We start from the raw sequence: 25,500 nt of genomic DNA on the forward strand, positions 1-25,500 counted from the left end.
AGGAACGAAAATGAAAAATTCAAGAAAAAGTCAAATTGCAGTAATTATAGGACTGACGATTACAATTATTTTATCTTATGTCCTTTTTATGGGAGGAAAACGGGGACTTCCATTAATGAAATTTTATATTTTAAGCTATATCTTATTTATTATTGCCGTAGGTATAATCATGTATTATATTGCTATGTCAAAGAACAAAATAATTTCTATTACGATTAGTGTTGTGGCAATTATAATCGATTTATTGGTACTTGTTAGATATGCAACATATAGCGGTTATGGAGTTGTTCGTTTTAATTTGTCAGTTTCTTTGAGGGAGATTAGTCGAATACCTGAGCATGTGTTTCGTGGTGGAATATTCTTTGCATTACTGCCTGTTTTTGTTGCACTGTTGGTAACATTTATAAGCGATTATAAAAGTTCTCAGCCACCAAAAGAAAAAAGCATTTATATAAATCAAAACACGCCTGTATCAAGTGAAATTTATTGCAGTATGGCAAAACACGTTCTGCTGCTTCTATTCACTTTTGGAATTTGGTATTATATATGGATTTACCGCATGACTGGTTATACAAATGCAGCAGAAAATGAAGAATATCGCAATCCAACAAAGAAATTACTTCTTTGCTTATTTATTCCATTTTATATTATTTACTGGACATATAAAACCGGACAGCGTGTAGATAAAATGGCAGCAGCAAAAGGAATTTCCTCTGATATGGCTACATTGTGTTTGATTTTGGCTATCTTTGTTCCGATTATCCCACCTATTTTATTGCAGGATAAAATGAACAATATTGCAACGGCAAATGATACACAATATGTTTCAACTCCAAAGGGAGAAAAAGTAAATGGCGCAACGCTTGGAACGGCGGAAGAATTGAAAAATTTCAAAGAATTACTTGATAGCGGTGTGATTACACAAGAAGAATTTGAAGCAAAGAAAAAACAGTTGCTTGGACTGTAATTTAGAATAACTTGGAGCGGGGCGCGTTGTCCCGCTCCATTTCTTTATCTTCTTTTGGTATTTCATTAGACTATACCCCATTGAAAGAGAAAAATAGACTGTTTTAATGTGCCACAAGACTTGCTTTGTGCATTTTGAAATATTTCAAAAACAAATACAACTCTATTGACATACTTCTGGAATTATGATAGAATAACTTCAGAAACAAAAGAGAGGACACAGCAATGAGAGTTGGTTATGTAAGATGTTCAACAATCGAACAGAATGAAGCAAGACAGTTAAAAATGATGAATGAACAGAACGCCGAAAAAATCTTTACTGATAAGGCGAGCGGGAAAAACACAGACCGCCGCGCGTTTAAAGAAATGATGGCTTTTGTTCGTGTGGGAGATATAGTGATTGTAGAAAGTATTTCTCGAATTGCAAGAAACACGCGTGACTTGCTTTCTATCATTTCTGAACTGACAGAAAAAGGCGTTGAATTTGTAAGTCTTAAAGAAAGTATTGATACAACTACTCCACAAGGCAGATTTATGCTGACTGTCTTTGGCGCACTTGCAGAATTGGAACGCGAGAACATTTTAGAAAGACAGCGCGAGGGAATAGAGATTGCAAAAGCCGAGGGCAAGTATAAAGGACGCAAGCCTGTTGAAGTAGATACAGAACTGTTTAAAACTGTATGCAAACGTTGGCGCGCGGGAGAAATCACAGCTACAGCCGCTATGAATGAAGTCGGCTTGAAGCCAAACACATTTTACCGCCGCGTAAAAGAAATGAGCCTTTAAAGGCATAATGTAACTTGAAAACAAGGCGCAGACGCGCCGCAAATAATTTCCACTTTTTCAAATTCCACATTTGTTACTTTTTGAGCGGGTGGCAGACGCGAGTTTCCACATTTTTTCCACACAAAAAGAGGGCAAGACTTTCATCTCACCCTCTTGGAAGTGTCAAATATTAGCCGAAGTATCTCTTAAGCAGACCAGCGAATGCTTTGCCGTGTCTTGCCTCGTCGCGAGCCATCTCGTGAACTGTGTCGTGGATTGCGTCAAGGTTAGCGGCTTTTGCACGTTTTGCAAGATCAAATTTACCAGCTGTTGCGCCGTTCTCAGCTGCTACACGCATCTCAAGGTTTTTCTTAGTGCTGTCTGTAACAACTTCGCCTAATAACTCAGCAAATTTAGCTGCGTGCTCTGCTTCCTCGTAAGCTGCTTTCTCATAGTACAGACCAACTTCTGGGTATCCCTCTCTGTGAGCAACACGTGCCATTGCAAGATACATACCAACCTCAGAGCACTCGCCCTCGAAGTTTGCTCTTAAGTCTGCAAGGATGTCTTCACTGACGCCCTGAGCAACGCCTACAGCATGCTCAGCTGCCCAAGACATTTCATCTTCCTGTTTGGTGAACTTGGAAGCCGGAGCTTTACAGATTGGACATACTTCTGGAGCTGCTTCACCTTCGTAAACATAACCACATACATTACATACCCATTTAGCCATAATTAAATTCTCCTTTTCTTATATAAAAATTTTTGTTTAGTTTTTAATAATAGTAATTATTACTGTTTTATAGTAGCATATTGTTTCTTGATTGTCAAGAGCTATTGAAACTTTTTTTCATTTACAGGAAGCTGTGTTACTGTTGAATGGTAACCTTCTGTGATATTGCTTCTGGATACTGTTGAAATGTAACTTCGTAGCATAGTTATGATCTGTAAATGAAGAATTTATTCATCCTTTTGCCGTGTTTCAATGTGACTCTTCCTTTAGGCATTCCTTGCAGATTCCAAAAAATCTTGCTTTATAATCGGAAATCTGACCATCCTTAAAGTCAGCTGCAATGCTCTCAAGACTTTTATCAATATGTTCGCTGAATACGTCCATCACTCTGCCGCAGCGGGTGCACATGAAGTGACAATGGGGAGCGGTGCGGGCGTCGAATCGGTCTGCTCCGCCAAAGCTGGAAAGCTTTTGTATTTCACCCAGATCAGCGAGAAGAGAGAGGTTCCGGTATACAGTTCCAAGGCTGATGTTCGGATAGATCTGCTTCATATTCTCATATACAAAATCAGCGGTGGGATGGTCAGTCCTGCCGGTAAGAAATTCCTTGATCGATTCTCTCTGGCGGCTGTATTTCAATGTGGCCATCGGTTTTCCTCCTTTCTCCTTAATAATAGTAATTATTACTGATATTAATATAAAGGATAAAAGCCATTTTGTCAAGAGGATTATGAAATAAAAATTGGAAAATTTTGAAATAAGATTTGCAGGGAAAAGTTGATTTTGTAAATTGACATATATTTTGTTTCGTGTTAATATATGTACAGAAATAAAGGTGTTACCGATAGACGTTAGCCCATTCATATATGTTGTAATAACCGTTCAGTTGGTTGGGCTGGGGCGGTTATTTTTTTTGATTTCCTCCGATCGTGTATCCGAGTCCAAACGCTGTTAAGCATAAGCTTAAAACAGCAATAAGTCCTTCAAGTGTCAACATCATGTCACCTCCTGTTTTAAATTTTCCATTTATGTGGAATTTCTATATATACGGACATGCCGCCGGCCGGCGGCATGTCCGTATATGAAAGTACTTATCTGGAAAATGACAGCTTTTTGACAGAACCTGGATTCCTGGGGGATATAATTGTGATAAAAAAATGAAATAAATGATTGAAAACGGAAAATATTGTCAGTATTGTTATAAAAGGAAAAAACATGGAAAATAAATTGACACATTTTGACGAAAGTGGCAATGCTATAATGGTAGATGTTTCGGACAAGCCCGTTACGCACAGAACCGCCATTGCCACGGGCGCGATCCAGGTGGGTGCCGGGATTATGGAGCGCCTTACCGCCGGAACGGTGGCCAAGGGGGACGTTCTTGGTGTGGCCCGAGTTGCCGGAATCATGTCCGTGAAACACACCTCTGATCTGGTGCCAATGTGCCACCCACTGCCGATCACCAAATGCACCATTGATTTTGAGCTGGAAAAAGAAAAGGGGATTATCCGCACCTTCTGTACAGTGAAGACGGATGGAAAAACCGGTGTGGAGATGGAAGCGCTGACGGGTGTGCAGGTAACACTTCTGACTATTTACGACATGTGTAAGGCAATCGACAAGCACATGGTGCTGACGGATATTCACCTGGTTGAGAAGACTGGTGGTAAGAGTGGGGATTTTTTGTTTTCGAGCTGATGAAGTATCAGTAAATAGAGAACTCTTTTTGCAGGTTAAGATAATAGGAATTTTTATTGAAGGTGATGTCGCTGATAGGCGACATGTCCGTTTAGTAGAAAAAGTTATACTGTCTGATTTAATGGATTGTAATAATATAAACATAAAGTCCGATAATATGTACAGGAGGATGGCTATGAAACGAGTTGCAATTATCACATCCAGTGACATGGGATACCAGGGCAGGCGGGAAGACTTAAGCGGCCCGGCGATTAAAGAGATTGTAGAAAGAGAAGGCTATCAGGTGGTCTCCATGGATATTCTTCCAGATGACCGCTCCATGCTTTCTAAGCGGATGGTAGAAATCGCAGACGAAAACCAGGCGGAACTGATCCTGACCACAGGCGGAACCGGGTTTTCCCCACGGGATGTTATGCCGGAAGCAACAGAAGATATTACAGAACGGAAGGTTCCAGGAATCCCGGAGGCGATCCGTGCCTACAGCATGACCATCACAAACCGCGCCATGCTCAGCCGCGCCACAGCTGGGATCCGCAAGCAGACCCTGATTATCAATCTCCCAGGCAGCCCCAAGGCGGTGAAAGAGAGTCTGGAATACATTATTGGCGCCCTGGGACATGGTATCGAGATCATGACAGGGGAAGCTGGGAACTGTGCCCGATAATAGTTTCTCTAAAACTCTACCATAAATTAACACTCCCCTCCATAGAAGCAGCTGATACTGCGTAGTGGAGGGGAGTGCTGGTTAGATAGTTGTATAAAACTTTCTATTGCTGCTCTTTCATATCCTTAAAGCACTGGCTCGTCACAATCAGCGAATTATGCACCATATCTTCCAGCGCCTGGTTCGTAAAATAAGCGGCGTGGGGCATCATGAGAACATTTGGCATGGAATTCAGGATCGCCATTTCATGGTGTATGATCATCTCATTTTTGTGATCCCTGTAATAGATATTACGGTCTCCGTCGATCACATCAAGTCCGGCGCCAGAAAGGTGACCGCTTTCAAGAGCTTCAATAAGCGCAGCGGAATCCACAATAGGCCCCCGCGCTGTGTTTATCAAAAGTGCGCCCTGCTTCATGAAAGCAATACGGTCGGGATCCATGAAATGATAAGTTTCCTTATTAGAAGCAATATGAAGAGACACAATATCACTTTGTGCAAGGAGTGTGGGCAGATCGCAGTATTCTGCAAAACCTTCCAGATCTTCCTTTGGATGGCGGTTCCAGTATAAGACTCTGCAGCCAAAGCCTGAGAGATGCTTTACAACGGTCTGCCCAATATGACCGGCGCCAATTACGCCCACGGTCATATTGGGAAGCTCACGTCCGCGGATTCCGGACATGGTGTAATCCTGTCCCAGATACCTTTGAAGGATAGGCTTCACATTTCGAAGAAGCATCAGCATCATCATAATGGCATAATCCGCCACACTTGCAGGAGAGTAGGTAATATTAAAAATCTGGATTCCAAGCTTGTGGGCATAGGCCTGGTTCATATGCTCCATACCGATACATCTTGTGACCGCGATCCGCACTCCGCATACGTGAAAACCATCCCACATTTCATCTGTGATATAAGTATCTGACAGAACATTGATACAGTCATAGCCATTGGCAAGGGCAATGTTTGCGGGATTGGGTTTTTCATCTACAAGCTTAAGGTCGATATCATAATTTCTGTAATACTTCTCAAAAATAGGAATTTCTTCCGGTTCAACAGCATAAGCGATCATTTTCATCTGTCTTTTCATTTTCCGTCACTGTCCTTTGTCTATGATATTTCTGTTTTCTGTCAGTATCCGGCAGAATTTTTTCAGATCCTATAATCCGAAATTTTTCCGGATCACATTGGTAAGCAGCTCCGCAGTACCGTCAATGCCAAAATTGTTGCTGTTCAGCATCAGGTCCATATATTCGGTGCTTCCAGGATCATATCCTGCGTAATGTCTGTGGTAAGCCTTTCTGGCCTTGTCTACATCTACACACATTTTCCGGCCTTTTTCCTCAGTCATTCCAAAATATTGTACACAGTTACGAACCCTTGCGTCAAGTGGGGAATAGATGTATACCCGGAGCAGGTTTTTGTGGTCACGCATAAGATAGTCGCTGCATCTTCCCACCATGATACACGGCCCCTTGTCTGCAAAATCCTGTAGCACACACTCCTGGACAGAGAAGATCTTGTCCTGAAGGTCTGTTGTGCCAGAACCCAGGGGGCGCAGCATTTTTGCGTATTTTCCAAGGCCAAATTTTGCCCCTTCCTCTTTATCGCTTATGAGGGAAAGAGGGGCGTTCATTCTCTTGGATACTTCTTCCACAATATCTCTGTCATAATAGCTGATATCCAGCATTTCTGCTACTTTCTTTGCGATGGGACGTCCCATGCTTCCGAATTGTCGTCCAACCGTTACTACGAAGTTTTCCATAATGGTTCTCCTTTCTACTACCTGAAGGTAATGTTCTGCAATGTCTTTTGCTTCGGCTTTGGATTTCTTTTGCACGATGGTAAGTCCTGCCATTACATTTTCCAGAGCTGTTTTATTTTTGAAAAGATTATAATTCTGGAATACCATGGTACTGTTTTGCCGGAGTTCATGGACATCCTTCTTGGTGTGATGGGTGGCGTCTACAGTAGAATCGCCTATGGTTACCAGGCCCTTTGTGGGAACTTCAAGGAAATTGGTGCATCTTAAGAGGGTTGTTTTTCCAGAACCGGATGGTCCTAATATACATACAACTTCTCCTGTATTGATCTAAAAGTTGACTCCTTTCAAAACTTCCAGATCCCCAAATACTTTACGGAAGGATTACAATCATGATGATCTGCAGATATTTTGCAGGAAGGATCAGGTTCAGTCTGGCTCCAAGGACGGAACCGATGATGGCATTGATCCCGGCAATGACAGCTGTAAAACGGTAAACATGTCCGCTTTTTATAAATTTGAAAAGAGAGGTGAAACCTCCCAGAAGACAGGAGCACTGATTGGTCCCTGCGATCAAATGTACGGGAAATCCGGTAAGCATAAAGGTGGGCAGAGTGAGAAGCCCGCCGCCTCCGGATACGGCGTCAATGATTCCGGCAAAGAAGAATGCTATGCTTATGATTACAAACGTAGACATGTGCAGTTCCATGGGCGCCTCCCATAAAGAGTATTTTGTAATAGGGGATTCCAGGGGAATTTCCTGTTAAACAAAAAAGCCAGCGCATATTTGCACCGGCTTCCTTGCTGATTGATTTCTCATATTATTTATCTATTTCCTGAAATTGTCAAGTACTTTTTTACCCTTTTTTTATAGGACGTCTAAAAACCGTTTTATAACGCTTTACTGGTACGATTTTGGTATGATATAATGGTAATATTGAAAAGAAAACACTTGTGTTTTTTTAAATCGACTGGTACGCGCAAAAATACTGAAAAAGGAACCGCGTCTGGAAATACTTAAAAAAGAGGCAGGAAAATGATATTTGATACACATGCACATTATGATGATGAGGCTTTCGAGGGTGACAGAGACCAGCTTCTTTCTTCCATGAAGGATGGGGGAGTGGGCTGTATTGTAAATGTGTGCGCGTCCGTCGACGGATTTGGCGGAACTTTAGAATTGATGGAAGCGTATCCCTTTATGTATGGCGCAGTAGGAGTTCATCCGGATGACGCGGGAATTATGACACAGGATACCCTGGACGAGATCCAGCGGCTTTCCCATATGGAGAAAATGGTGGCCATCGGAGAGATCGGGCTTGACTATTACTGGCACAAGGAGGAGGCGGAGCATAAACGGCAGCAGGAAATGTTCCGCGCCCAGATGGACATTGCCAGGGAAGAGAAGCTGCCTTTTATGATCCACAGCCGTGATGCCGCAGAGGATACCCTGGAGATCGTAAAGGAATATATGAAAAAAGATATGTCAGGCGGGATCATTCATTGTTTTTCCTACAGCAGGGAGATCGCGGCAGAATATCTGAAAATGGGGCTTTATCTGGGAATCGGTGGCGTGCTCACCTTCAAAAATGCAAAGAAGCTGAAGAACGTGGCAGCCATGACACCTTTGTCCCAGATCGTTCTGGAAACAGACTGCCCTTATATGGCACCGGAGCCGAACCGCGGTAAGAGAAATTCTTCCCTGAATCTGCCTTATGTTGCAGAAGCGCTGGCGCGGATCAAGGGAATCACTGCAGAGGAAGTGATTGCGGTGACAGAAGAGAATGCGAAGAAGCTGCTGTTTAAATAGATGAAGGAAGAAAAATGTTGTGATAAATAAAAGCAGCCTTCCGCAAGGTGTAAGATTCATAGAGATTCTAAAGCCTGTGCTGTGGATGGCGTGAATTATAAGAAACAAGGAGACTGATCATGCAAAGTCAGCTGGTATTTCAGGAAAAAAAGGAGCGGGAGCGCCTGCGGATACAGAATAAGCTGCTGTCACAGGCAGAAAAACCTGCGCTGGAGCATTTTTTTAAGGGGAAATCAGGGCTTTCCGTTCTGGACATTGGCTGCAATGATGGAAACAGAACCTTTCAGCGTTTTTCCGACCAAAGGGTTTCCAGGGTAATTGGCTTGGAATACAACCAGGAACTGGTGGAAAAAGCCCACAGACAGTATGGAAATTCCAAATTCTTTTTTTATCAGATGGATGTGGAGAGTCAGTCCTTTTCTAAAGATCTGCAGAATCTGGTGGATGCTTCTGACGGAGGACAATTTGATCTGATCTGTCTTTCTTTTGTATTAATGCATTTGCTGGATGGAAAGAAGCTGCTTCGCACATTGGAACAATTTCTGAAAAAAGACGGAGTGCTCTTCATTACGGAAAGCAATGACTGTGCTTCCACACTTGTTCCAGATGAGAAGAACCTTCTGGAACAGTTTCTGGATATTTTAAACCAGGATAAATATGCAGGGCGAAGAGATACCGGTGCCAAGGCTTCTGGCTGGCTGGCGGATTTTGGCTACGGTAACATTCACGTATGGAGTCAGGGGATTTCTGCTGGAAAGGAAGAGCTGGAACGGAAAAATCAGATTTTTCAGACCTTTTTTTCTTATCTGCCGGAGGATGTGGAAATTCTGCTGGCAGAAGAACCAGATAACAGGGATTATCAGGAGTGGCAGAAGTGGCTCGGAGAGAATTACGAAGGGCTTCGGCAGCAGATTCTCAGTAAGGATTCGGAAATTACCATGGGAATGCAGATTTTGTCCTGCGAAAAGGTGGGTTTATGACACAAGAGATACAGAAGATAAAGACTTTTTGTGGAGAATTTTATCTGCGTCCATTGAAAAAAGAAGATATAGAGGAAACACTGCAGCTTATGGATCAGTGTGTGGGGGAAAATCTGTATCAGAAAGCGGAGCTTGAACAGACCATCGGGCGCCAGGACAGGGCATTTCTTTTGCTGAAAACGGCAGAGGAAGAGCTGGCTGGATATATTTATTATTATCTTACGTCGGCGGATCAGATTGCAGAGGATGCCAGGCTTGCAGTGCAGAAGATCAGACAGGTTTGCGGGCAGGGGGCGCTGGCGCCGGTAAGGGAGTCTCGGTCGGTGAGAAAGCCTCAGCTCGTAGGAAAGCTTCAGTCCGTAGGGATAAAAGAAGCGTTTCGCAGGCAGGGGCTGGCGGTTCTGATGATGGAGTATGCGCTGGCGCAGTTTGCAGGGAAGGGCGTGGAGAACGTGTTTATCATCTGTTGGAATGCGGGAGGTAAAGTTCCCCTGGAAAAAGCCCTTCAGAAGTGCCAGTTTGTTCATCTTTCTTCGGCGAAGCAGATCTGGTATGACAAGAAAGACCTTTTTTGCCCATATTGCAAGGGACGCTGTAAGTGTGATGCAGAGGTTTACTTTAAAAGAATCCGTACAGGGAATCCAACAGAAACCTAAGCTTTACAGGTGGTAATTGGAAACGGCGCGGAACCGTTTCGGGTAACTATTCAGAAGGCAGTATTCCGCGAAGCGTGTAACTGTGAAGGTTTTGAACAGTTACCGTTTTGAAAATAATAAGAAACTTCAGGAAAGGAACTACAAATGAAAATCAAACTTCTTCCCAAATTTATTCTTTCACTTGGTATAATCGGTGTGATCCTGACCATCGCGATTTCCCTTTTTAGCTACAGAAGTTCCAGGTCCTATCTGGAGAACCTGTATGCACAGCGGGTTATGACCAACTGCAACAGTATTGCGGATATGCTCTCAGTGCAGGATGTGGAGAAGATCCTGGCGGAAGGCGGAGATCAGACAGAAGAGTATTCGGAAATGGCCGCGCTGTTTAACAAGCTGAAAAAAGATGGGGATGTTACCTATTTGTCCCTGGTTGTGCCAGATGAGGACAGCGTTCATTTCTACATAGATGCCATGGTGGAAGAGATGGGCGATGATCCGGCGAACCAGATCGCTTACGGAAGTGACATTCTGTACACGGATGCTGCCAACCCGAATGATCCGGCTGATATGGAGAAATACATTACCATATGGAACCAGTACCAGCAGAACAAAGGTGTGGACCGTCCGCTTGTGACGGACAATAGCTACGGCTATAATTATACTGGGATTTCCGTAATCCTGGACGAGGAAGGAAAGGCAATCGCAGAGATCCAGTATATTCTGGATATGAAGGATGTTCGAAATTACCTGAATTCTTTTCTCATCAATATGTTTCTGATTTCTTTTTGTATTATCGCTGTGACTATGGCTGCGTATATTGTCTTTGTACGGAAGACTATCACCACACCTATCAGCAAGCTGGCTGATTTTACCCAGGAGATCACCAAAAGCGGAAAGTTTGAAGATCAGAGGATCACCATGAAAACTGGGGATGAAATCGAGGCGCTCAGTGATTCCTTCAATTTTATGCTGGAAGAGCTGGAGAACTATATTGCCAATCTGTCCAAGGTGACAGCTGAGAAGGAGAGGATCGGGACGGAGCTGGATATTGCCAGAAACATTCAGGCATCCATGCTGCCCTGTATTTTCCCGGCGTTCCCGGACCGGAAGGAATTTGATATCTATGCGACCATGACGCCTGCCAAGGAAGTGGGCGGTGATTTTTACGATTTCTTTATGGTGGATGAAACCCATCTGGCCATTGTTATGGCGGACGTTTCCGGAAAGGGTGTTCCGGCAGCGCTGTTTATGGTCATTGGAAAAACGCTGATCAAGGACCATACCACACCAGGAAGAGATTTAGGCGAGGTCTTTTCCACAGTAAATAATCTTCTTTGTGAGGCGAACAGTGAGGGCTTGTTTATCACTGCTTTTGAAGGGGTGCTGGATCTTGTGACGGGAGAATTCTGCTTCGTAAATGCCGGTCATGAAATGCCGTTTATCTGTAAGGCTGGCGGCAGCTTTGAAGCTTATAAGATCCGTCCGGGCTTTGTTCTTGCAGGATTTGAGGATATGAATTATAAGGCTGGCTGCATGACCCTGGATGTGGGAGATATGATCTTCCAGTACACTGATGGTGTGACAGAGGCTACAAATGCGGAGAATCAGCTTTATGGAATGGAGCGTCTGGAGCAGGTTCTGAACCGGGTGAAGGACAAAGTGCCATCAGAAATTTTACCGGAAGTGAAGAAGGATATCGACATTTTTGTTGGGGAGACGCCGCAGTTTGATGATATCACTATGCTTTGTGTGGAATATAAGGCGAAGATGGAGAGAGCGTGTCTGTGATGTGAGTTGTCTGGTAAGGTCTGAAAAGCGGATTCATAGCTGCAAAGTGAATAATTACTGGTTTGTATAATTGTAAAAAATATAAAAGAAAAAGGCTGGATTCTGGAAGTAAGATACTTTTCAGAATTACAGCCTTTTACTTTACGCGTTTTCATATTTTGACATTGGTGCTTTGGGGGACGGTATATCCGTCTGTTTCGCGGCCTGACAGCTCAAAAATTTATTTGGTACCGAAAATTCTATCTCCGGCGTCGCCAAGTCCCGGGCAGATATATGCACGGTCGTTCAGCTCTCTGTCCAGATGGCCTACATAGATCTGTACATCCGGATGTACTTCGTGAAGACGTTTCAGACCTTCCGGAGCAGCGATCACGAACATACACTTAATGCTCTTTCCACCATGCTCTTTAATGAAGTTAACAGCAGCGATAGCAGATCCGCCAGTAGCCAGCATTGGGTCAACCATAACGATGAGACGCTGGTCAATGGGATCCGGAAGCTTACAATAGTACTCATGAGGCTCATGGGTAACCGGATCACGGTAAAGACCGATGTGACCGATCTTAGCAGATGGAACCAGGGTAGTGATACCATTTACCATTCCAAGACCTGCACGAAGTACAGGAACAACAGCAAGCTTCTTACCGGAAATCATAGGAGTCTTGCAAGTCTCAATGGGAGTCTCAACCTCAACATCCTCAAGGGGAAGATCACGAAGCGCCTCAAAACCCATAAGAACTGCGATCTCCTCAATAAGTTTACGGAATTCGTTTGTTCCGGTATTCTTATTACGAAGAATGGAAATCTTATGCTGGATCAGTGGGTGGTCCATAATAAATACATTGTCCATATCTGAAAAATTTGGCATGATAAAAACCTCCGTAGTGTAATAAAAGTTGCCATTGCCCTATGCAACAGCAATCTCCCTGTAGGAATACTGTAAAAATGATGTTACTGTTTACTTCGTGATCAGTAACACGCTTCGCGATGCACAGAAATCATGCTTTCACATGATTTCGCGCCGAGGTTCTCGGGTTTTCTGTGAGCTTTGCTCACAAAAAACACCTCGCGGAACATTACCTGTGAACAGTAATAAAATGATATCGCACTTTCCATAGAAAGTCAATCATTGTAAAAACTTGTCGTATACTTTATACTATGACAGAGGTGTTGCGCAGTTTATTGCGGCAATATGGGAAAAGAAGTTGCGGCTCATTATGCAGCGGTGACGAAATACGATACTGTTTACAGTATAAGCCGCATTGGTACATCTCATACTAGAGCATGTTTGAAAAATCATTCCCGCAATCTTCAAACATGTTCTAATGCATGGGAAAAGGAGGAGCTTTATTTATGAAGTTCAGAGTTGAAGGCGTTTATGATGCCAAAAAGCTGGGAATCCCGCAGATGTTGATTCTGGGGCTCCAGCACATGTTTGCCATGTTTGGTGCAACCATTCTGGTGCCGATCCTGGTAAACAATTATTTTCACGGTGAAGGTTTATCCATTCAGGTAACTTTGTTTTGCGCCGGATTTGGAACACTTCTGTTTCATGTACTGACCAAGATGAAGGTACCTGCATTCCTTGGATCCTCATTTGCATTCCTTGGCGGTTTCGCCACAGTTGCAGAACTGGATACCGGAATCTTTGCAAACATGTCTTATGGAGAGAAGCTTCCATACGCATGCGGCGGTGTGTTTGTAGCAGGACTTCTGTACCTGGTACTGGCCATGATCGTTAAGGTTATCGGTGTAAAACGCGTTATGCGTTATTTGCCGCCAGTTGTAACCGGTCCTATTATTATCTGTATCGGTCTTAGCCTGGCACCATCTGCGATCAGCAATGCCTCCAAGAACTGGATCCTTGCCCTGATCGCACTTGGAACTGTCATTTTCTTCAATATCTGGGGCGTTGGAATGTTCCGTATCATTCCGATCCTGATGGGGATTGTGGTTTCCTATGTAGTAGCCCTGATTATGAATGCCTTTGGCATGACAAACGCAGACGGAAGTGCAATCCTCAGCTTTGCTGGCGTAGCTGGCGCACCAATTGTGGGTGTTCCGAAATTTTTCCTCTGTAAATTTAATATCACTGCAATCCTTGCAATGGCACCTATCGCTATCGCTTCCATGATGGAGCATATCGGTGATATTTCCGCCATTTCCGCAACCGTTGACCGCAACTTTATCGAGGATCCGGGACTTCACCGCACCCTGCTTGGCGACGGTCTTGCAACCTCCCTGTCCGCAATGATCGGTGGACCTGCAAACACAACCTACGGTGAGAACACCAGTGTTCTTGCCCTAAGCCGTGTTTATGATCCAAATGTAATCCGTCTGGCAGCTGTTTATGCAGTTATCCTCAGCTTTATCCCGAAGATGGCAGAGGTGATCAGCTCCCTTCCGTCCGCGATCATCGGTGGTATCAGTTTCATCCTTTACGGAATGATCTCTGCGGTTGGTGTCCGTAACGTGGTTGAAAACAAAGTAGACCTGACACGTTCCCGTAACCTGGTGATCACAGCAGTTATCCTGGTTTGCGGACTTGGTATTTCAGATGGATTTACTTTTACCATTGCAGGCGCACATATCACTCTTACAGGACTTGCACTTGCGGCAATCGTAGGAATTCTGCTGAACGCTGTCCTTCCGGGAAATGATTATGTGTTTGAGTCTGTAAAGAAAGAAGAGCTGGAAGACGATTAATCGTTTGTGAAAAATATATAAAAAGAACCCGATTCAAGAAAGTTAAATGTTTCATACATTTATTTATCATAGTGAATCGGGTTCTTTTTTTGTTTACTGATATCGTTTAAAGCTTTCTGCTTCAGGCGCAGAACTTTATAATGCAGGATTTATTAGAATATGTAAAATTATTCCTGCAATTTGTAAGTCTTAGAAACTTCCTCCCGTACCGCCGTGGTCGCTGTCGGAACCGCCTGAAGAACTGTCGTTCTTGGGCTTTTCGGTTCTGGTAACGGTATGATACAGGAAAATATCGTTTGATCTTGTTACATCCATACTTCCCTTACGTACATAATCCACTGCGCTGTCCTGGGGGCGCACACTCTTCAGCTGGGCTCTCATACCCATGGTGCAAAGGAACGCAAGCACAAGTCCTATACCCAGTGAAATAAGGATCCACATGGGAGAAAAGGGCTCTGTATAAGGCTCCCCGTTAGCTGCCATCTCCAAGAGATTCCCGCACAGGTCTGCGTAGGTGTCGAAGGCTCCGTAGAAGTCTTCATCCTTTAACAGAGGCTCCACATTGTCTTTCAGATAAGCAAGTCCGTCATCATTAAATGCGGTCATTCCATATCCGTGGGTGGTAATGTGCCATTTACGGTCTCCGATGCTGACCATGAAAAGGATGCCGTCATAATTCTCGCCGACGCCGTAGCCGTTTTCATCGAAGAAATGGTCTGTAAAGAAGTTCATTTCATAGCCTTTTTTCGACTCTACTGTGGCGACTGCCACTTCGCAGCTGTATTCGTCGGTGAGGGTTTGCAGCTTGTCCAGAAGCAGAGACTCTTCCTCATCTGTGAGAAGATCCGCCTCGTCCTTGACAAGGGAAAAGTCGTCGGAAGCTACAAAGTCCTGATAAGGGTCATATTCTTCATCACTGTTGGATGCGGCCTGTACAGTAGAAGCTCCTGTACCTGGCAAAGAGGTATTAAAAGGCGTATCTGCACCTAGAATGGCTGCACCGAAAAGGCTTCCCACTCCCAGAGCTGCCGCCAGGATAATTCCTATAGATTGTTTTTTCATAGCATGCTCCTCCTTAAAAGTATGTGTGAACCAGCCATGCAATTACATAGGCTGCTACGGAAAAGCCTGCAGTCAGTCCAAGGAACCATCTGGTGAAAATACCCTTGTCTACAGGCAGATTGCCCACAAATTTACCAGTCTGGCCGTTCATGCCGAACAGGTAGTGGTTACCCTTCCAGGTAGTGGAAAGAAGCCATACTGGGAAAAGGGCGTAGTGGGTTTTACCGCCTTTTAGCTGAATGCGGGTGTCCTCTGGGGTAACGGTGTCATAGCCGATGACGGTGTCGCGGAAAGCGTCCTCAGAGGCTCTTTTCACACGCTGGTTGGCACGCTCAGCACATTCCTCTGCTGACACGTCGTATTTGTCTGCTACATAGCCTGCCAGATACGGTGTGGCAAAGTCTACGGCCTCAGAGGTCACATAAGGCTCCAGAGATTCTGTTAAATCGTTGTCAATCTTGGAAGAACCATCTACCGGGATCTGGTTGAAGCCAATGTTTCCAGCACGGAAAACAGAGTAATGACTGGTTTCCGTGTAATCGTAATCGCTGTCGCTCCAGCAGCGGGTCTTGGTAGCGTGGTAGCGGATATCTGCAGAGGCATCTGTATCAAAGAGCCAGAAAGGTACATAGACACCTTTGATTTCGTCAATATGGTTTTCCTTCTTGAACACCTTTGGAAGAAGGATCTTGCCGTGAAGGTGTTTGGAAAGGCCTGCTTTGGCTGCCTTTTTGTCCAGCTTAAAGGGAATGATGAAGTCTGGACGGAGGGCACCGGAAAACTTGCCGGACATGACCACCGGATTTCCACAGAAGGGGCAGCTGGATGCACCGGTGCTTTCATCTGCAACGATCTCGCCGCCGCAGGACTGGCATATGTAGACGGACATGCCGCTGGCCTCGTCTTCCTTCCAGGCGTTGTCAGAGGCATTTTCCCAGCTATAGTCATCGGTCTGTTGTTCAGCTGCGGCTTCGTTAAACTCTTTGACGGCTTCCATATCAAATTCAGTGTCGCAGTAAGGGCATTTCATCTTCTGAAGCTTACTGTTGAATTCAATGGCTCCACCGCAGCAGGGGCATTTATATTCAAGTAAATCGGACATAGTTTATCTCCTCTCGGAATATGGGATATCTGCGCATTTAAACAATAGAGTTTAAATGCGCAGCATATATAGGGCATTGCGGTTTATTTACTGGATATCTCCTTCATTAAAAGGATCTCCGCAATTCGGGCAGAATTTTGGCGGATTGGCTGGATCTGCCGGTTCCCAGCCACACTTGTCACAGCGGTAGCGGGGCTTCATTGCCGGCTTGGGAGAACCGCAGTTGGAGCAGAATTTGCCTGTATTTACAGCACCGCAGGAACAGGTCCAGCTTCCGCCTGCCGTAGGAGCCTGTGGCTTTTTCGCACCGCATTCCGGACAGAAATTGCCGGAAACCACAGCGCCACAGGAGCATTTCCACTGCTCAGCGGAAGGAGCGGACTGTGCCGGGGAAGCCATCTGCGGCTGAGCTGGCTGCTGTGCCATCTGCTGGGCAGCCTGCTGCTGTCCCATAGCGTAAAGGTTTTGCGCATTAAATCCACCGGCCATATTTGCCATATTCATTCCCATGAAACCAGTCATAGCGCCGCCTGCATTGCCCGCTGCTGTTTTCATAGCGTCTGCCTGTGCCCCTGCAAGAGTAGCAGCTGCCATAGCTGGATTGCGGAGGATAGCCATGCGCTGAGCCTCTTTGATCATCTTCGCATCTTCTTCTGGAAGAGTGATAGGGTTCATGGCGACAGAAACGATCACAAGACCGCGAAGCTGGCTCCATTTCTGGGTAAGAGCCTGGTTCATGGCATCACAAAGCTCCATTGCATGAGCGGGAAGTGCACTTGGGCGGATTCCCTGCTGGGAGATGGTTGCAAATGCGGGCTGGAGGGCGGAGATGAACTCTGTTTTCAGCTGGCCCGCGATTTGCTCTTTGTCATACTGTTGCTCGAAGTTTCCGCACACATTGGAATAGAAGAGAAGCGGGTCGGCAATTCGATAAGAATAAACACCGCTGCAGCGGACAGAAACGTCAATGTCCAGTCCGATATTCTGGTCTACCACGCGGAATGGGATCGGATTCGGTGTGCCGAATTTGTTGTCTACCAGTTCCTTAGTGTTGAAATAGTAAACACGCTGGTCTTTGCCTGTGTCACCGCCGAAGGTGAAACGTTTTCCAATAGTATGGAAGGTATTCAGAATGGCGTCGCCCAGATTGCCGGAAAAAATACTTGGCTCAGTGGAAGCATCGTAGGTGTACTGGCCAGGCTCTGCGCAGATATCTACGATCTTGCCCTGCTCTACGATCATCATACATTGTCCGTCTGCAACGGCGATTCCGGAACCGCTGGTGATGATGTTGTCGCTTCCTTTGTTATTGGAAGAACGCTTGGAGGTGCGCTTCTGGCCTTTCACCGCCAGAACGTCGTTGTCAATGGCATCGCAGTAGAAAAATTCTTTCCACTGGTCTGCAAGTGTGCCGCCTGCGGCTCCCAGTGCTGCTTTAATAAGTCCCATAATAGTAACCCCTTTCTTTTAAATCGTCCAAAGGCTGTAGATAAAAAACTGAATTTTTCATTGTACAGCAGTTGTCCGAGCGTTTTTTCGTTTATGCGCTTATATTTAAAGTTTATATGATTTTATCTGAAAAAACAAGCAACCTGTGAAAAAAGACAGGTTTTCGTGAAAATAAGACGTTATTTGCACGCGTAAAAAAAATCCACAGCCTATTCATATAGTACTGTGGATTTTGGGCATTCGAAATACGAATTTTAGTCATTTTTATTCTTCTGAATCGTCCTCGGAATAATCAGAGCCATCGGATTCGGAGTTGTCTGCTTCGGAGCTGTCGCCGGAAGTGCTGTCGGAGCTGCTCTGGCTGGAAAGGTTCTGATAGTACCAGGAAGAAGTGATGGAATCATTATCTTCTACATAATTTCCATTGGAATCCATCATATTTCCATCAGAATCAAAGGTGACATCCATAAGATCTGTCTTCGTAGATGGTGTAACATTCATGGACATGATCTCGTCATACTTGGTTGAAAGATTCTCAAGGGAGAATTCATCTCCGATAGATTCGCGGACGCTGTGAACAGAGGCCAGTGCATCTGTATAGTCATCCAGCTTGTAAGGAGCATATTCCTTATTGTCATAGCTGTAATGCATTACCAGCGGCGTCAATGCAGCATCCTGGATCTCAACGGTGGTCTGGCCGCCTTCTACAGTCTTCTGGATGGTAAAGGTTGCCATTCCGCCAAGAAGCTGCTTCAGCGTTTCCTGTCCGGTGACAAAGTTGCCAAGGGAATAGTAGATCAACATGTTGTGACCGGAATCATCGGTAAGATAACCGAAAGGCTGAAGCACATTAGGATTGGTGCCGATCACAACATCCACACCCTGTTCCATAAGGAAGTTCGCCCATTCTTTCTCATATTCGGTAGGCATAGGCTCTTCGGTCTTACCCCAGTTTGCGCAGAAGATCACACAATCAGCTGAGGACTTCGTCTGCTTGATGGCTGCAGCAACATCGGTGGTGGTGAAGGTATCGATCATAGAACCTTTGGCGGAAGTGGAGTTGCTTCCTGCAGTACCGGAGCTGGAAGAATCCTCGGTGCCCTCTTCGGAGGACTGGTCAGAACCTGTGTCCTGGCTGCCATATGCCGGGAATGTATAGTCCAGGATGGCAATCCTGATTCCGTTTATCTCCACGATCTTTGGGGCATCTGTGCCGGTCTGATTCTCATGGATACCTGCCAGTGTTACATCCGGATGGCTGGTTTTCCAATAGTTCAGGGTTTCGGTGATCATGGAAGTGCCGTTGTCGTCAATGAGGGAAGTGGCGGATGTGACCACATTAAATCCTGCATTTACCAGGGCATCCCCAATCTCAGTGGGGGTGGCATAAGGAGCGGTACCACTAACTGCATTATGATCTGCGGTAAATGGTGTCTCCTGGTTTACGATGGAGATGTCAGCTGCCTGAATGTCAGCTTTCAGGTTGGCGTAAACGCTGTCGTAATTCCAGGTGCCGCTGTCTGATTGTCCGGATGAAAGAAGGCTTGGCTGTACCAGGTTGTCGCCAACTGCAAGAACTGTGGCGGTGGTGACTTCCGGAGTGGCAACTGCCTCGGCTTCCTCCTTTTGTTTCTGGGCCTCGGCTGTTTTCCTGGCCTGGGCAGCAGGCTGCCGGATCATGGTGTAGTCCATCTGGTTAAAAATCAGGCACAGAACAATGAGGACTGCCACAGATACCAGAAAGCTGGTTCTGGAATTCAGCCGTTCTTTATAATTTAATGGAATATTATCTCGTTTTTTCATGGTTTTATTCCTTTGTTATGAATGTAGGAAAGCTATGTTTGCTAATTTGCATTTATTATAGCAAATTATTGTGACCAAAGAAAGAAGTTATTACATAAATCTTTAAAAAAATGTTACAGAAAGCTGCTGTTCACAGATATTATTCCACGAAGGTATGTGAACGAAGCAAATTGCAGCTATGTTTATCCGATCTTCTCGTTAATATATTTTCGCAGCACTGGAAACTGTACCGGTCCGATGGACAGGATCTGCTGATGAAAAGCTTTCAGGTCAAAATTTTCCCCAAGGAGAGTCTGCTGTTCTTCTTTCAGATCAAGAAAATTTAAGTATCCAACATAGTATTTCAGATAATTAGTCGGAGTTTCTGCGATGTAGCGGTAAATTTCAGCAGTGACATGGGCGTCACGAATCCCGAAAAGGTTCAGGAACCTGGCGGCCTGGGTGGGGGTCCAGCCGCGGTAGTGGATTCCCACATCCAGAAGGGAGTAGATGCACAGGTTGACACTGCGGTTTAACCAGGACAGGCGGGTGTAGGCGGAGGCTTCCTCTGGGGACAGGGTGGTGCTTTGAGAAGCCGCTGTCACAGAACCTGGCAAGGAGGGTGTGATGGTGGATTCGGAGAAAGTATCTGAAGCCTGGAGGCCGGCAGTCGCAGGTGGGTCAGTGATTTCCGCGGCAGGGCCTTGGGCTGCGGACAGGTAGCTGGCTGCGTAACCGTAGGCATAACTTTCCACATAGGTTGCCCAGCCTTCCACATATCCGCTGTAGTCGATCAGATAACGGATGTGGGAAGGATTTTGCCGTCCGAAATAGACCGTCTGGTAAAGATGCCCGGGAAACCCTTCGTGGGCCAGTGTGGTAAAAAGCTCCAGATTGGAGATCTGCCGTCCGTGATTGATGTAGATCACATTTGGCGCACCAGTGTCCATTGGCGGTGTCAGGTAAAATGCCGGGCTTAGAAATTCTTCCATAGATTTATGCACAGAACGGATCTCAAAGTCCACAGAAGGTGTGGATGGAAAATCCTGGGAAATAGCAGTCTCCAATGTGGTGATAATCTGCTCCGGCTCCATGCCTGGCAGATCTGCTTTGGCTTCCAGAAGGGAAAAGAGTTCCGGATATTTTTCCAAAAGAAGGGAAAGCTCCTGGGAGTCTGCGGAAAGCTGCTGGGTAAGGCGTTTTTCCAGCTTTTCCACAGGCAGGTAGATTCCAACCTGACTTTGGAGCAGGTATTGGTAATATTCTTTTCCACCGGAGAAATTCGCCAGTCCTCCTGTGTTTTTGCCGGTGCCCCGGAGCTGTTCCAGGCCTTCGATCAGCTTCTGATAGGCAGGGAGAACTTTTTCCTGAAGGATTTGTTTGTGGGTTCGGATTAGCTGTTCCTGGTCCTGGCTGGAGAGCTTGCCGTAGTTCTTCAGCTTCTGGGAAAAAATTTCCAGCATATAGTTGGAATCCGGGTTCTGTATAAAGGCGCGGCACTGTTCCTGGATGCGGTCAAGGGTTTCGTCGCACATGAAAAATCCGGCGTCTGATTTTGCCTGCTCAAATGCAAGAATGCTTTGGAAGTAGTCACCGGTGCTGCACAGAAGGTTCAGGTAATCGGTGATGTCCTGATTTTCATAAAAAGCGTATTCTGCCAGAAGGACAGGCAGCTGGGCCTGGATGCCAAGGCTTGGACTGAGGGGTTCTTCCAGAAGATACCTGTCTCCCAGGGTGGCTTCTGTATGGTAGTAAAGAAGCAGCAGGTCCAGGGTGAGACGGTTGGTGGCAGAGAGTTTGGATGTGGAAAAGGTTTTTAGCTTTTTTTCATAGTCCAGACACTGGGCAGCTGCTTTTTCGTTGTCCTGGGGGATGGTGCCAAGGGTGGCACGTGGGCGGGAGATGCCCTGCTTTTCCGGGTAGGCCAGGGAATAGTGGAGATTCAGGGCGTTTCCGGAAATTTCCTTTTCAAATATGGATTCTGCAAATTTTTCGAAGTGGGCGTTTTCAGAAAATATGTGGCTGGAAAGCCAGGTGAAGGAGAGGAACAGGAGCAGAAAAATTGCAGGAAGCATTATATTTTTATGAAATGGAAATGAGGAATTAAAAAAGTTGTTTTGTGAGAAAAAAGTATGAAATTTACTCCTGTTATTTGAAAGGGTCTTTTCGGTTTCGGCATGCTCTCGGCAATTATAATCTGTGGATTTGGGAGTATCTGGCATAATATGCCCTCCGAAGCAGGGGGGATTTCTACTATATTATTGAGAATTTCGGTAGAGTATGCGGGATATTTGGTTCCATGGCGCCCGTCGTATGAGGAGTTTGTGTACGGGACTGGCGGTCTGACGAAAATGAAGTGTGACGGAATGTTGAAGTTGTGGAATTTCACGGAAAACCGGTTTTCCCGGTAGGCGGAGGGAAAATTGACGGCGGCAGGTTGTTGTGATATTATACGTAACTGTTACATAAGCTTAATAAAAATGTAACAATTGAAGGCGAAAGAGTATATCGCGAAAGAATGAAACGGGTTACTGTTCGGGATTTGCACCGTAATGTTAGAGCGACTCCAGAAAACAGTAATGGAAAGGAAATTTCCGGATCTGGAAATGAAGGGTAATTTTATATAAATCGAGAGGTGTATGAATGTTAAAAAATAAAATGAAAAAACTGGCTTGTGGGATGACAATGTGTATAACAGTCTGTTCCCAGATGATTTTTCCACAGACTGCATTTGCAGCGACTGAGGCTGCTGTGAAAAAAGCAGGTGAGGCGTTTATGGCTGAGATGCCAGAGGAAGAAGTGGAAGGGGCTCAGACAGTTGGGGCGGCAAATGAAGCTGTGAGTGCTGAGAATACTGAGGAAAACGTCGCTGAAAACACGGAGGCGCTGAATGAGAAGGGCGTAGATGGAAATGAGAATGCTGATGATGAGGAAGATACCGGGGATGTACTCTCAGAGGAAGAGCTCCGCCAGCAGATCGTGGATTTTGCCCTGCAGTTTGAGGGAAATCCTTATGTTTACGGTGGGACAAGCCTGACAAATGGGGCGGACTGCTCGGGGTTCGTGCTGTCTGTGTTTGCCCAGTTTGGATATTCTCTGCCCAGGGTGGCGGCGGACCAGTATTATCAGTCTGCGAAAAAGAGTGTGGCAGACTTAGAACCAGGAGATCTGGTCTTCTACGGAAGTGGGATCAGCCATGTAGCACTTTATATTGGAAACGGACAGATCATCCATGCCAGCACATCTGCATCCGGAATCAAGATTTCCAATTATGATTATGAAGCTCCTGTGGGAGTGGGAGCTTATATTGAAGTAGATGGTTTTGTCAGTGAATAAGGATGAGAGACTGGAAGTATTTTACATGTTCCAGTACTTGCGCAGGGGAAGGGTCCCCGGTCTTAGAAAGCCTTTTTCAAACACGCTCTAGCGAAATACACAGGGGAATGGTGAGAGAACAAATTTGATTTGTGCGTATTTTGTAAGGTATTGTAAATACGATATTTTTCAAGTGGAAATGGCGAAAAATGTTGAAATTGGCAGATTGCACAAAGACTTCTTGAAAATGTGGATAGGTGAATTAGTCCAGCAAAAGTTTTCCACTTTTCAAAATATGGAAAAACGCTGAAAAATCAAGTTATGCACAAAGTTATCCACATTATCCACATGGAAAAGCATGTGGATGAGTTGATTTACATAATGGGAATCGAAACAAATGTTTTGGTTATTGTTATGAAAATGTAAAATTCGACAGAAATCGGGAAAAAGGTATTGACTTTTACAAAATCAAAATATTATAGAATATTTGCAGAAAAAATAACAATTTAGGAATTTGAGAGAAAACTATCTGATAATTTTAAGGCTTTAAATTGACTGGCTGTTGGGTGGTTGCAATAATAAAAACAGAGAGTACAAGAGTTGCTAAAATAGTTTTTTATTCATATTCTTCTATAATAAAGTGAATTTTCAGTGTAAAAAAGGGACTGTCTTCTGACAGTCCCTAGAGTCTGTATTACCATAACATAAACTGGAAATCGGAATAAAGTGGGGTTGGCTGTCCTTCGTAATGGTAGTAGTCAGAGCCAGGTGCTTTGTAATATTGTGGCTTTTTCGTTGTATGGTAGGTAACGGTGATTGCAGTAGCGTTTTTCAGAGAAGCCTTCTGTCCGTTTTTAATCTTTTTGGTGAAAGCTTTGTTACCCTTTCTATAAGCAATTTCGATAAAATCAATTTTGTAATTTTTAGCAGCAGTAGCTTTTATCTGTGTTTTTCCAGAGCGGGAAATTTTGGCACCATACTGCCAGTAACCTTTGATTGCAGAAGCATAATTTTTGGAGCCGACCTTAAATGATTTAAAAACTGCGGGATGCTGCTTGAAGGTTACCTTGCAGGATAACTTATAGCTTTTACCATTTTGGTTAACCACAAAGCTGAAAGTAGATTTTTCTCCGGCCTTAATCTTGTGATTTTTCATGTAGAACTTATTGCTTTCACAAATCTGGATGGCATTTAATCCCTGGCGAGTGTAAGCTGTGTAGTATTTGTTGGACGATTTTATGTTGGTGATAGTTGCTGTGGATGAAAGATTTTTGATGTAAATATAGCCACTTACAGATGTCTGATTTACGTTTTTGACAGGGGCTAATTTTTCAAAATAAAGGGTCTGAGTTTGGGGACAAGCAGGTGCTTTGGCAGCTGCATTTGCCAATAATGGGGTGACGGCGACTAACAGCAGGCATGCAAGAAAGCCGCAAAGTGTCTTTTTCATTTTCTTCATTTTATTTTCCTCCCTACATTTTTGTTTAATGGTTGTAAATTTTCTTCTCCTTTCTGATGAATTTTAGCGTATGTTTTTTATTATTGTACCGATAATAATCGGCATAGTCAATTCCATTTAAACAATTTACATTGAATGATGTGTTTGCGTTTCGAGAAGGCGAGTGAAAATAGAGCTTTTTGAAATTGTATTCAAGTGAATCATTAAAAAGAGGTTTGCTTTGGGAAAAGAGTGAGATCTCAATTTATGATGAAGTGGGTTAAAATCCCCGGAAGCCTTAATTTTACTGGCTTTTAGAGTACAAAAAAACACCGTCCCCGCGGCAATCGCTTTGTCCGCAAAAACAGTGCTTTCAGTGCGCCTTCAGGGGTTCGAACCCTGGACACCCTGATTAAGAGTCAGGTGCTCTACCAACTGAGCTAAAGGCGCATCTCGTATTTTGCTGAGTTGTTATTTCCTCAACGCAAGATGTATTATATATCAGGTGTGTACCAAAAGTCAATAGGAATTTTATAATTTTTTTAAATTTTTTCGAAAACTTTTACGATTGCTATTTTGTGGGTTGAAAAGTTCTTCAGGAGGGACGCATTTGGACAATGGGTATTACTCACTCGCCGGCGCAACGCTCCAGCGAACTAATCGCTAACTTCGACTAATGCGTTCGGGAGAGCCCTCACGCATAAGTCTACGTAAGCGCTGGATTTCGCCTACGCTAAGGGCGCGCCTGAAATGGCTCGCTGGAGTAATACCCATTGCCCAAATGCTGTGTACTGGCTGGGACTAGCTGGTACATAGAAACTTTC

The 25,500-nt window shown here is 44.7% G+C and carries 22 protein-coding genes and 1 tRNA gene; 10 read left to right on the forward strand and 13 right to left on the reverse strand.

What is annotated here, in order from left to right; translation table 11 throughout:
• Window positions 1–10: 10 nt before the first annotated feature.
• Window positions 11–967: a DUF4234 domain-containing protein gene (locus tag LIQ05_RS14340; RefSeq protein ID WP_226821674.1), complete on the forward strand. Its 957-nt coding sequence runs from the start codon at window positions 11–13 to the stop codon at window positions 965–967.
• A gap of 224 nt (window positions 968–1,191) precedes the next feature.
• Window positions 1,192–1,752, forward strand: coding sequence for a recombinase family protein (locus tag LIQ05_RS14345; RefSeq protein ID WP_226821677.1), 561 nt, complete (start codon window positions 1,192–1,194; stop codon window positions 1,750–1,752).
• Window positions 1,753–1,921: 169 nt separating this feature from the next.
• On the opposite strand, the gene LIQ05_RS14350 is transcribed toward LIQ05_RS14345, so the two are convergent.
• Both LIQ05_RS14350 and LIQ05_RS14355 read right to left on the reverse strand, forming a co-directional pair.
• A complete protein-coding gene (locus LIQ05_RS14350) occupies window positions 1,922–2,464 on the reverse strand; it encodes an NADH peroxidase (RefSeq protein ID WP_226821680.1) in 543 nt (180 codons plus the stop codon).
• A gap of 249 nt (window positions 2,465–2,713) precedes the next feature.
• Complete coding sequence (locus LIQ05_RS14355; RefSeq protein ID WP_148463756.1) at window positions 2,714–3,112, reverse strand: Fur family transcriptional regulator; 399 nt, start codon at window positions 3,110–3,112, stop codon at window positions 2,714–2,716.
• A 567-nt stretch (window positions 3,113–3,679) separates the two neighbouring features.
• Here LIQ05_RS14355 and moaC point away from each other — a divergent pair.
• Both moaC and LIQ05_RS14365 read left to right on the forward strand, forming a co-directional pair.
• The gene (gene moaC / locus LIQ05_RS14360) at window positions 3,680–4,162 is read left to right on the forward strand and encodes a cyclic pyranopterin monophosphate synthase MoaC (RefSeq protein WP_226821684.1); all 483 of its coding nucleotides are present in this window, start codon (window positions 3,680–3,682) and stop codon (window positions 4,160–4,162) included.
• 175 nt (window positions 4,163–4,337) lie between these two features.
• Window positions 4,338–4,826: a MogA/MoaB family molybdenum cofactor biosynthesis protein gene (locus LIQ05_RS14365; RefSeq protein ID WP_226821687.1), complete on the forward strand. Its 489-nt coding sequence runs from the start codon at window positions 4,338–4,340 to the stop codon at window positions 4,824–4,826.
• 103 nt (window positions 4,827–4,929) lie between these two features.
• Here the strand turns inward: LIQ05_RS14365 and LIQ05_RS14370 are convergent, their stop codons facing one another.
• The 3 genes from LIQ05_RS14370 to LIQ05_RS14380 form a co-directional block, all read right to left on the reverse strand.
• Window positions 4,930–5,916: an NAD(P)-dependent oxidoreductase gene (locus LIQ05_RS14370; protein WP_226821690.1), complete on the reverse strand. Its 987-nt coding sequence runs from the start codon at window positions 5,914–5,916 to the stop codon at window positions 4,930–4,932.
• A 69-nt stretch (window positions 5,917–5,985) separates the two neighbouring features.
• Complete coding sequence (locus LIQ05_RS19935) at window positions 5,986–6,918, reverse strand: cytidylate kinase family protein (RefSeq protein ID WP_226821731.1); 933 nt, start codon at window positions 6,916–6,918, stop codon at window positions 5,986–5,988.
• Window positions 6,919–6,961: 43 nt separating this feature from the next.
• Window positions 6,962–7,297, reverse strand: a complete 336-nt coding sequence (locus tag LIQ05_RS14380; protein ID WP_226821693.1) for a sulfite exporter TauE/SafE family protein — start codon at window positions 7,295–7,297, stop codon at window positions 6,962–6,964.
• A 327-nt stretch (window positions 7,298–7,624) separates the two neighbouring features.
• Between LIQ05_RS14380 and LIQ05_RS14385 the strand changes: the two genes are divergently transcribed.
• The 4 genes from LIQ05_RS14385 to LIQ05_RS14400 all read left to right on the forward strand — a co-directional run bounded on the left by LIQ05_RS14385 (window position 7,625) and on the right by LIQ05_RS14400 (window position 11,822).
• A complete protein-coding gene (locus LIQ05_RS14385) occupies window positions 7,625–8,398 on the forward strand; it encodes a TatD family hydrolase (RefSeq protein WP_226821696.1) in 774 nt (257 codons plus the stop codon).
• Between the two features lie 119 nt (window positions 8,399–8,517).
• The gene (locus tag LIQ05_RS14390; protein ID WP_226821699.1) at window positions 8,518–9,378 is read left to right on the forward strand and encodes a class I SAM-dependent methyltransferase; all 861 of its coding nucleotides are present in this window, start codon (window positions 8,518–8,520) and stop codon (window positions 9,376–9,378) included.
• Window positions 9,375–10,034: a GNAT family N-acetyltransferase gene (locus LIQ05_RS14395; protein ID WP_226821702.1), complete on the forward strand. Its 660-nt coding sequence runs from the start codon at window positions 9,375–9,377 to the stop codon at window positions 10,032–10,034. The genes LIQ05_RS14390 and LIQ05_RS14395 overlap by 4 nt, the downstream gene beginning before the upstream one ends.
• 144 nt (window positions 10,035–10,178) lie before the next feature.
• Window positions 10,179–11,822 carry a SpoIIE family protein phosphatase gene (locus tag LIQ05_RS14400; protein ID WP_226821704.1) on the forward strand — a complete coding sequence of 548 codons (1,644 nt, stop codon included), beginning with the start codon at window positions 10,179–10,181 and terminating at the stop codon, window positions 11,820–11,822.
• A 220-nt stretch (window positions 11,823–12,042) separates the two neighbouring features.
• On the opposite strand, the gene upp is transcribed toward LIQ05_RS14400, so the two are convergent.
• The gene (upp, locus tag LIQ05_RS14405) at window positions 12,043–12,672 is read right to left on the reverse strand and encodes a uracil phosphoribosyltransferase (protein WP_226821734.1); all 630 of its coding nucleotides are present in this window, start codon (window positions 12,670–12,672) and stop codon (window positions 12,043–12,045) included.
• 503 nt (window positions 12,673–13,175) lie between these two features.
• On the opposite strand from upp, the gene LIQ05_RS14410 reads away from it, so the two are divergent.
• On the forward strand, window positions 13,176–14,528 hold the full coding sequence (locus LIQ05_RS14410) for a uracil-xanthine permease family protein (protein ID WP_226821706.1): 1,353 nt from the start codon (window positions 13,176–13,178) through the stop codon (window positions 14,526–14,528).
• A gap of 189 nt (window positions 14,529–14,717) precedes the next feature.
• Here LIQ05_RS14410 and LIQ05_RS14415 read toward each other — a convergent pair whose 3' ends face one another.
• The 5 genes from LIQ05_RS14415 to LIQ05_RS14435 all read right to left on the reverse strand — a co-directional run bounded on the left by LIQ05_RS14415 (window position 14,718) and on the right by LIQ05_RS14435 (window position 21,998).
• Entirely contained in the window at window positions 14,718–15,590 is an 873-nt protein-coding gene (locus LIQ05_RS14415; RefSeq protein WP_226821708.1) for a TPM domain-containing protein, read from the reverse strand.
• A 13-nt stretch (window positions 15,591–15,603) separates the two neighbouring features.
• A complete protein-coding gene (locus LIQ05_RS14420) occupies window positions 15,604–16,692 on the reverse strand; it encodes a hypothetical protein (RefSeq protein WP_226821711.1) in 1,089 nt (362 codons plus the stop codon).
• Window positions 16,693–16,779: 87 nt separating this feature from the next.
• Complete coding sequence (locus LIQ05_RS14425) at window positions 16,780–18,141, reverse strand: SPFH domain-containing protein (protein WP_226821713.1); 1,362 nt, start codon at window positions 18,139–18,141, stop codon at window positions 16,780–16,782.
• Window positions 18,142–18,405: 264 nt separating this feature from the next.
• Window positions 18,406–19,944 (reverse strand): CapA family protein, encoded by a 1,539-nt coding sequence (locus tag LIQ05_RS14430; protein WP_226821716.1) that lies wholly within the window; start codon window positions 19,942–19,944, stop codon window positions 18,406–18,408.
• Window positions 19,945–20,126: 182 nt separating this feature from the next.
• Window positions 20,127–21,998: a DUF885 domain-containing protein gene (locus LIQ05_RS14435; protein ID WP_226821720.1), complete on the reverse strand. Its 1,872-nt coding sequence runs from the start codon at window positions 21,996–21,998 to the stop codon at window positions 20,127–20,129.
• Between the two features lie 568 nt (window positions 21,999–22,566).
• Between LIQ05_RS14435 and LIQ05_RS14440 the strand changes: the two genes are divergently transcribed.
• Window positions 22,567–23,259 (forward strand): C40 family peptidase, encoded by a 693-nt coding sequence (locus LIQ05_RS14440; RefSeq protein WP_226821723.1) that lies wholly within the window; start codon window positions 22,567–22,569, stop codon window positions 23,257–23,259.
• A gap of 673 nt (window positions 23,260–23,932) precedes the next feature.
• Here LIQ05_RS14440 and LIQ05_RS14445 read toward each other — a convergent pair.
• Complete coding sequence (locus LIQ05_RS14445; protein WP_226821726.1) at window positions 23,933–24,697, reverse strand: hypothetical protein; 765 nt, start codon at window positions 24,695–24,697, stop codon at window positions 23,933–23,935.
• Window positions 24,698–25,053: 356 nt separating this feature from the next.
• A tRNA-Lys gene (locus LIQ05_RS14450) sits at window positions 25,054–25,126 on the reverse strand.
• Window positions 25,127–25,500 lie beyond the last annotated feature (374 nt).

The sequence above is a fragment of the Blautia glucerasea genome (assembly GCF_020537505.1).
Lineage (GTDB): Bacteria > Bacillota > Clostridia > Lachnospirales > Lachnospiraceae > Blautia_A.

Bases quoted from the DNA above. Each gene is read 5' to 3' on its own strand.
- LIQ05_RS14440 (WP_226821723.1), top strand. From the start codon at position 22,567: ATGTTAAAAAATAAAATGAAAAAACTGGCTTGTGGGATGACAATGTGT.
- LIQ05_RS14340 (WP_226821674.1), top strand. From the start codon at position 11: ATGAAAAATTCAAGAAAAAGTCAAATTGCAGTAATTATAGGACTGACG.
- LIQ05_RS14415 (WP_226821708.1), bottom strand. From the start codon at position 15,590: ATGAAAAAACAATCTATAGGAATTATCCTGGCGGCAGCTCTGGGAGTG.
- LIQ05_RS14370 (WP_226821690.1), bottom strand. From the start codon at position 5,916: ATGAAAAGACAGATGAAAATGATCGCTTATGCTGTTGAACCGGAAGAA.
- LIQ05_RS14430 (WP_226821716.1), bottom strand. From the start codon at position 19,944: ATGAAAAAACGAGATAATATTCCATTAAATTATAAAGAACGGCTGAAT.
- LIQ05_RS14395 (WP_226821702.1), top strand. From the start codon at position 9,375: ATGACACAAGAGATACAGAAGATAAAGACTTTTTGTGGAGAATTTTAT.
- LIQ05_RS14435 (WP_226821720.1), bottom strand. From the start codon at position 21,998: ATGCTTCCTGCAATTTTTCTGCTCCTGTTCCTCTCCTTCACCTGGCTT.
- LIQ05_RS14385 (WP_226821696.1), top strand. From the start codon at position 7,625: ATGATATTTGATACACATGCACATTATGATGATGAGGCTTTCGAGGGT.
- LIQ05_RS14425 (WP_226821713.1), bottom strand. From the start codon at position 18,141: ATGGGACTTATTAAAGCAGCACTGGGAGCCGCAGGCGGCACACTTGCA.
- LIQ05_RS14410 (WP_226821706.1), top strand. From the start codon at position 13,176: ATGAAGTTCAGAGTTGAAGGCGTTTATGATGCCAAAAAGCTGGGAATC.
- LIQ05_RS14345 (WP_226821677.1), top strand. From the start codon at position 1,192: ATGAGAGTTGGTTATGTAAGATGTTCAACAATCGAACAGAATGAAGCA.
- LIQ05_RS14350 (WP_226821680.1), bottom strand. From the start codon at position 2,464: ATGGCTAAATGGGTATGTAATGTATGTGGTTATGTTTACGAAGGTGAA.
- LIQ05_RS14355 (WP_148463756.1), bottom strand. From the start codon at position 3,112: ATGGCCACATTGAAATACAGCCGCCAGAGAGAATCGATCAAGGAATTT.
- LIQ05_RS14420 (WP_226821711.1), bottom strand. From the start codon at position 16,692: ATGTCCGATTTACTTGAATATAAATGCCCCTGCTGCGGTGGAGCCATT.
- LIQ05_RS14390 (WP_226821699.1), top strand. From the start codon at position 8,518: ATGCAAAGTCAGCTGGTATTTCAGGAAAAAAAGGAGCGGGAGCGCCTG.
- LIQ05_RS14445 (WP_226821726.1), bottom strand. From the start codon at position 24,697: ATGAAGAAAATGAAAAAGACACTTTGCGGCTTTCTTGCATGCCTGCTG.
- moaC (WP_226821684.1), top strand. From the start codon at position 3,680: ATGGAAAATAAATTGACACATTTTGACGAAAGTGGCAATGCTATAATG.
- LIQ05_RS14400 (WP_226821704.1), top strand. From the start codon at position 10,179: ATGAAAATCAAACTTCTTCCCAAATTTATTCTTTCACTTGGTATAATC.
- LIQ05_RS14380 (WP_226821693.1), bottom strand. From the start codon at position 7,297: ATGGAACTGCACATGTCTACGTTTGTAATCATAAGCATAGCATTCTTC.
- LIQ05_RS14365 (WP_226821687.1), top strand. From the start codon at position 4,338: ATGAAACGAGTTGCAATTATCACATCCAGTGACATGGGATACCAGGGC.
- upp (WP_226821734.1), bottom strand. From the start codon at position 12,672: ATGGACAATGTATTTATTATGGACCACCCACTGATCCAGCATAAGATT.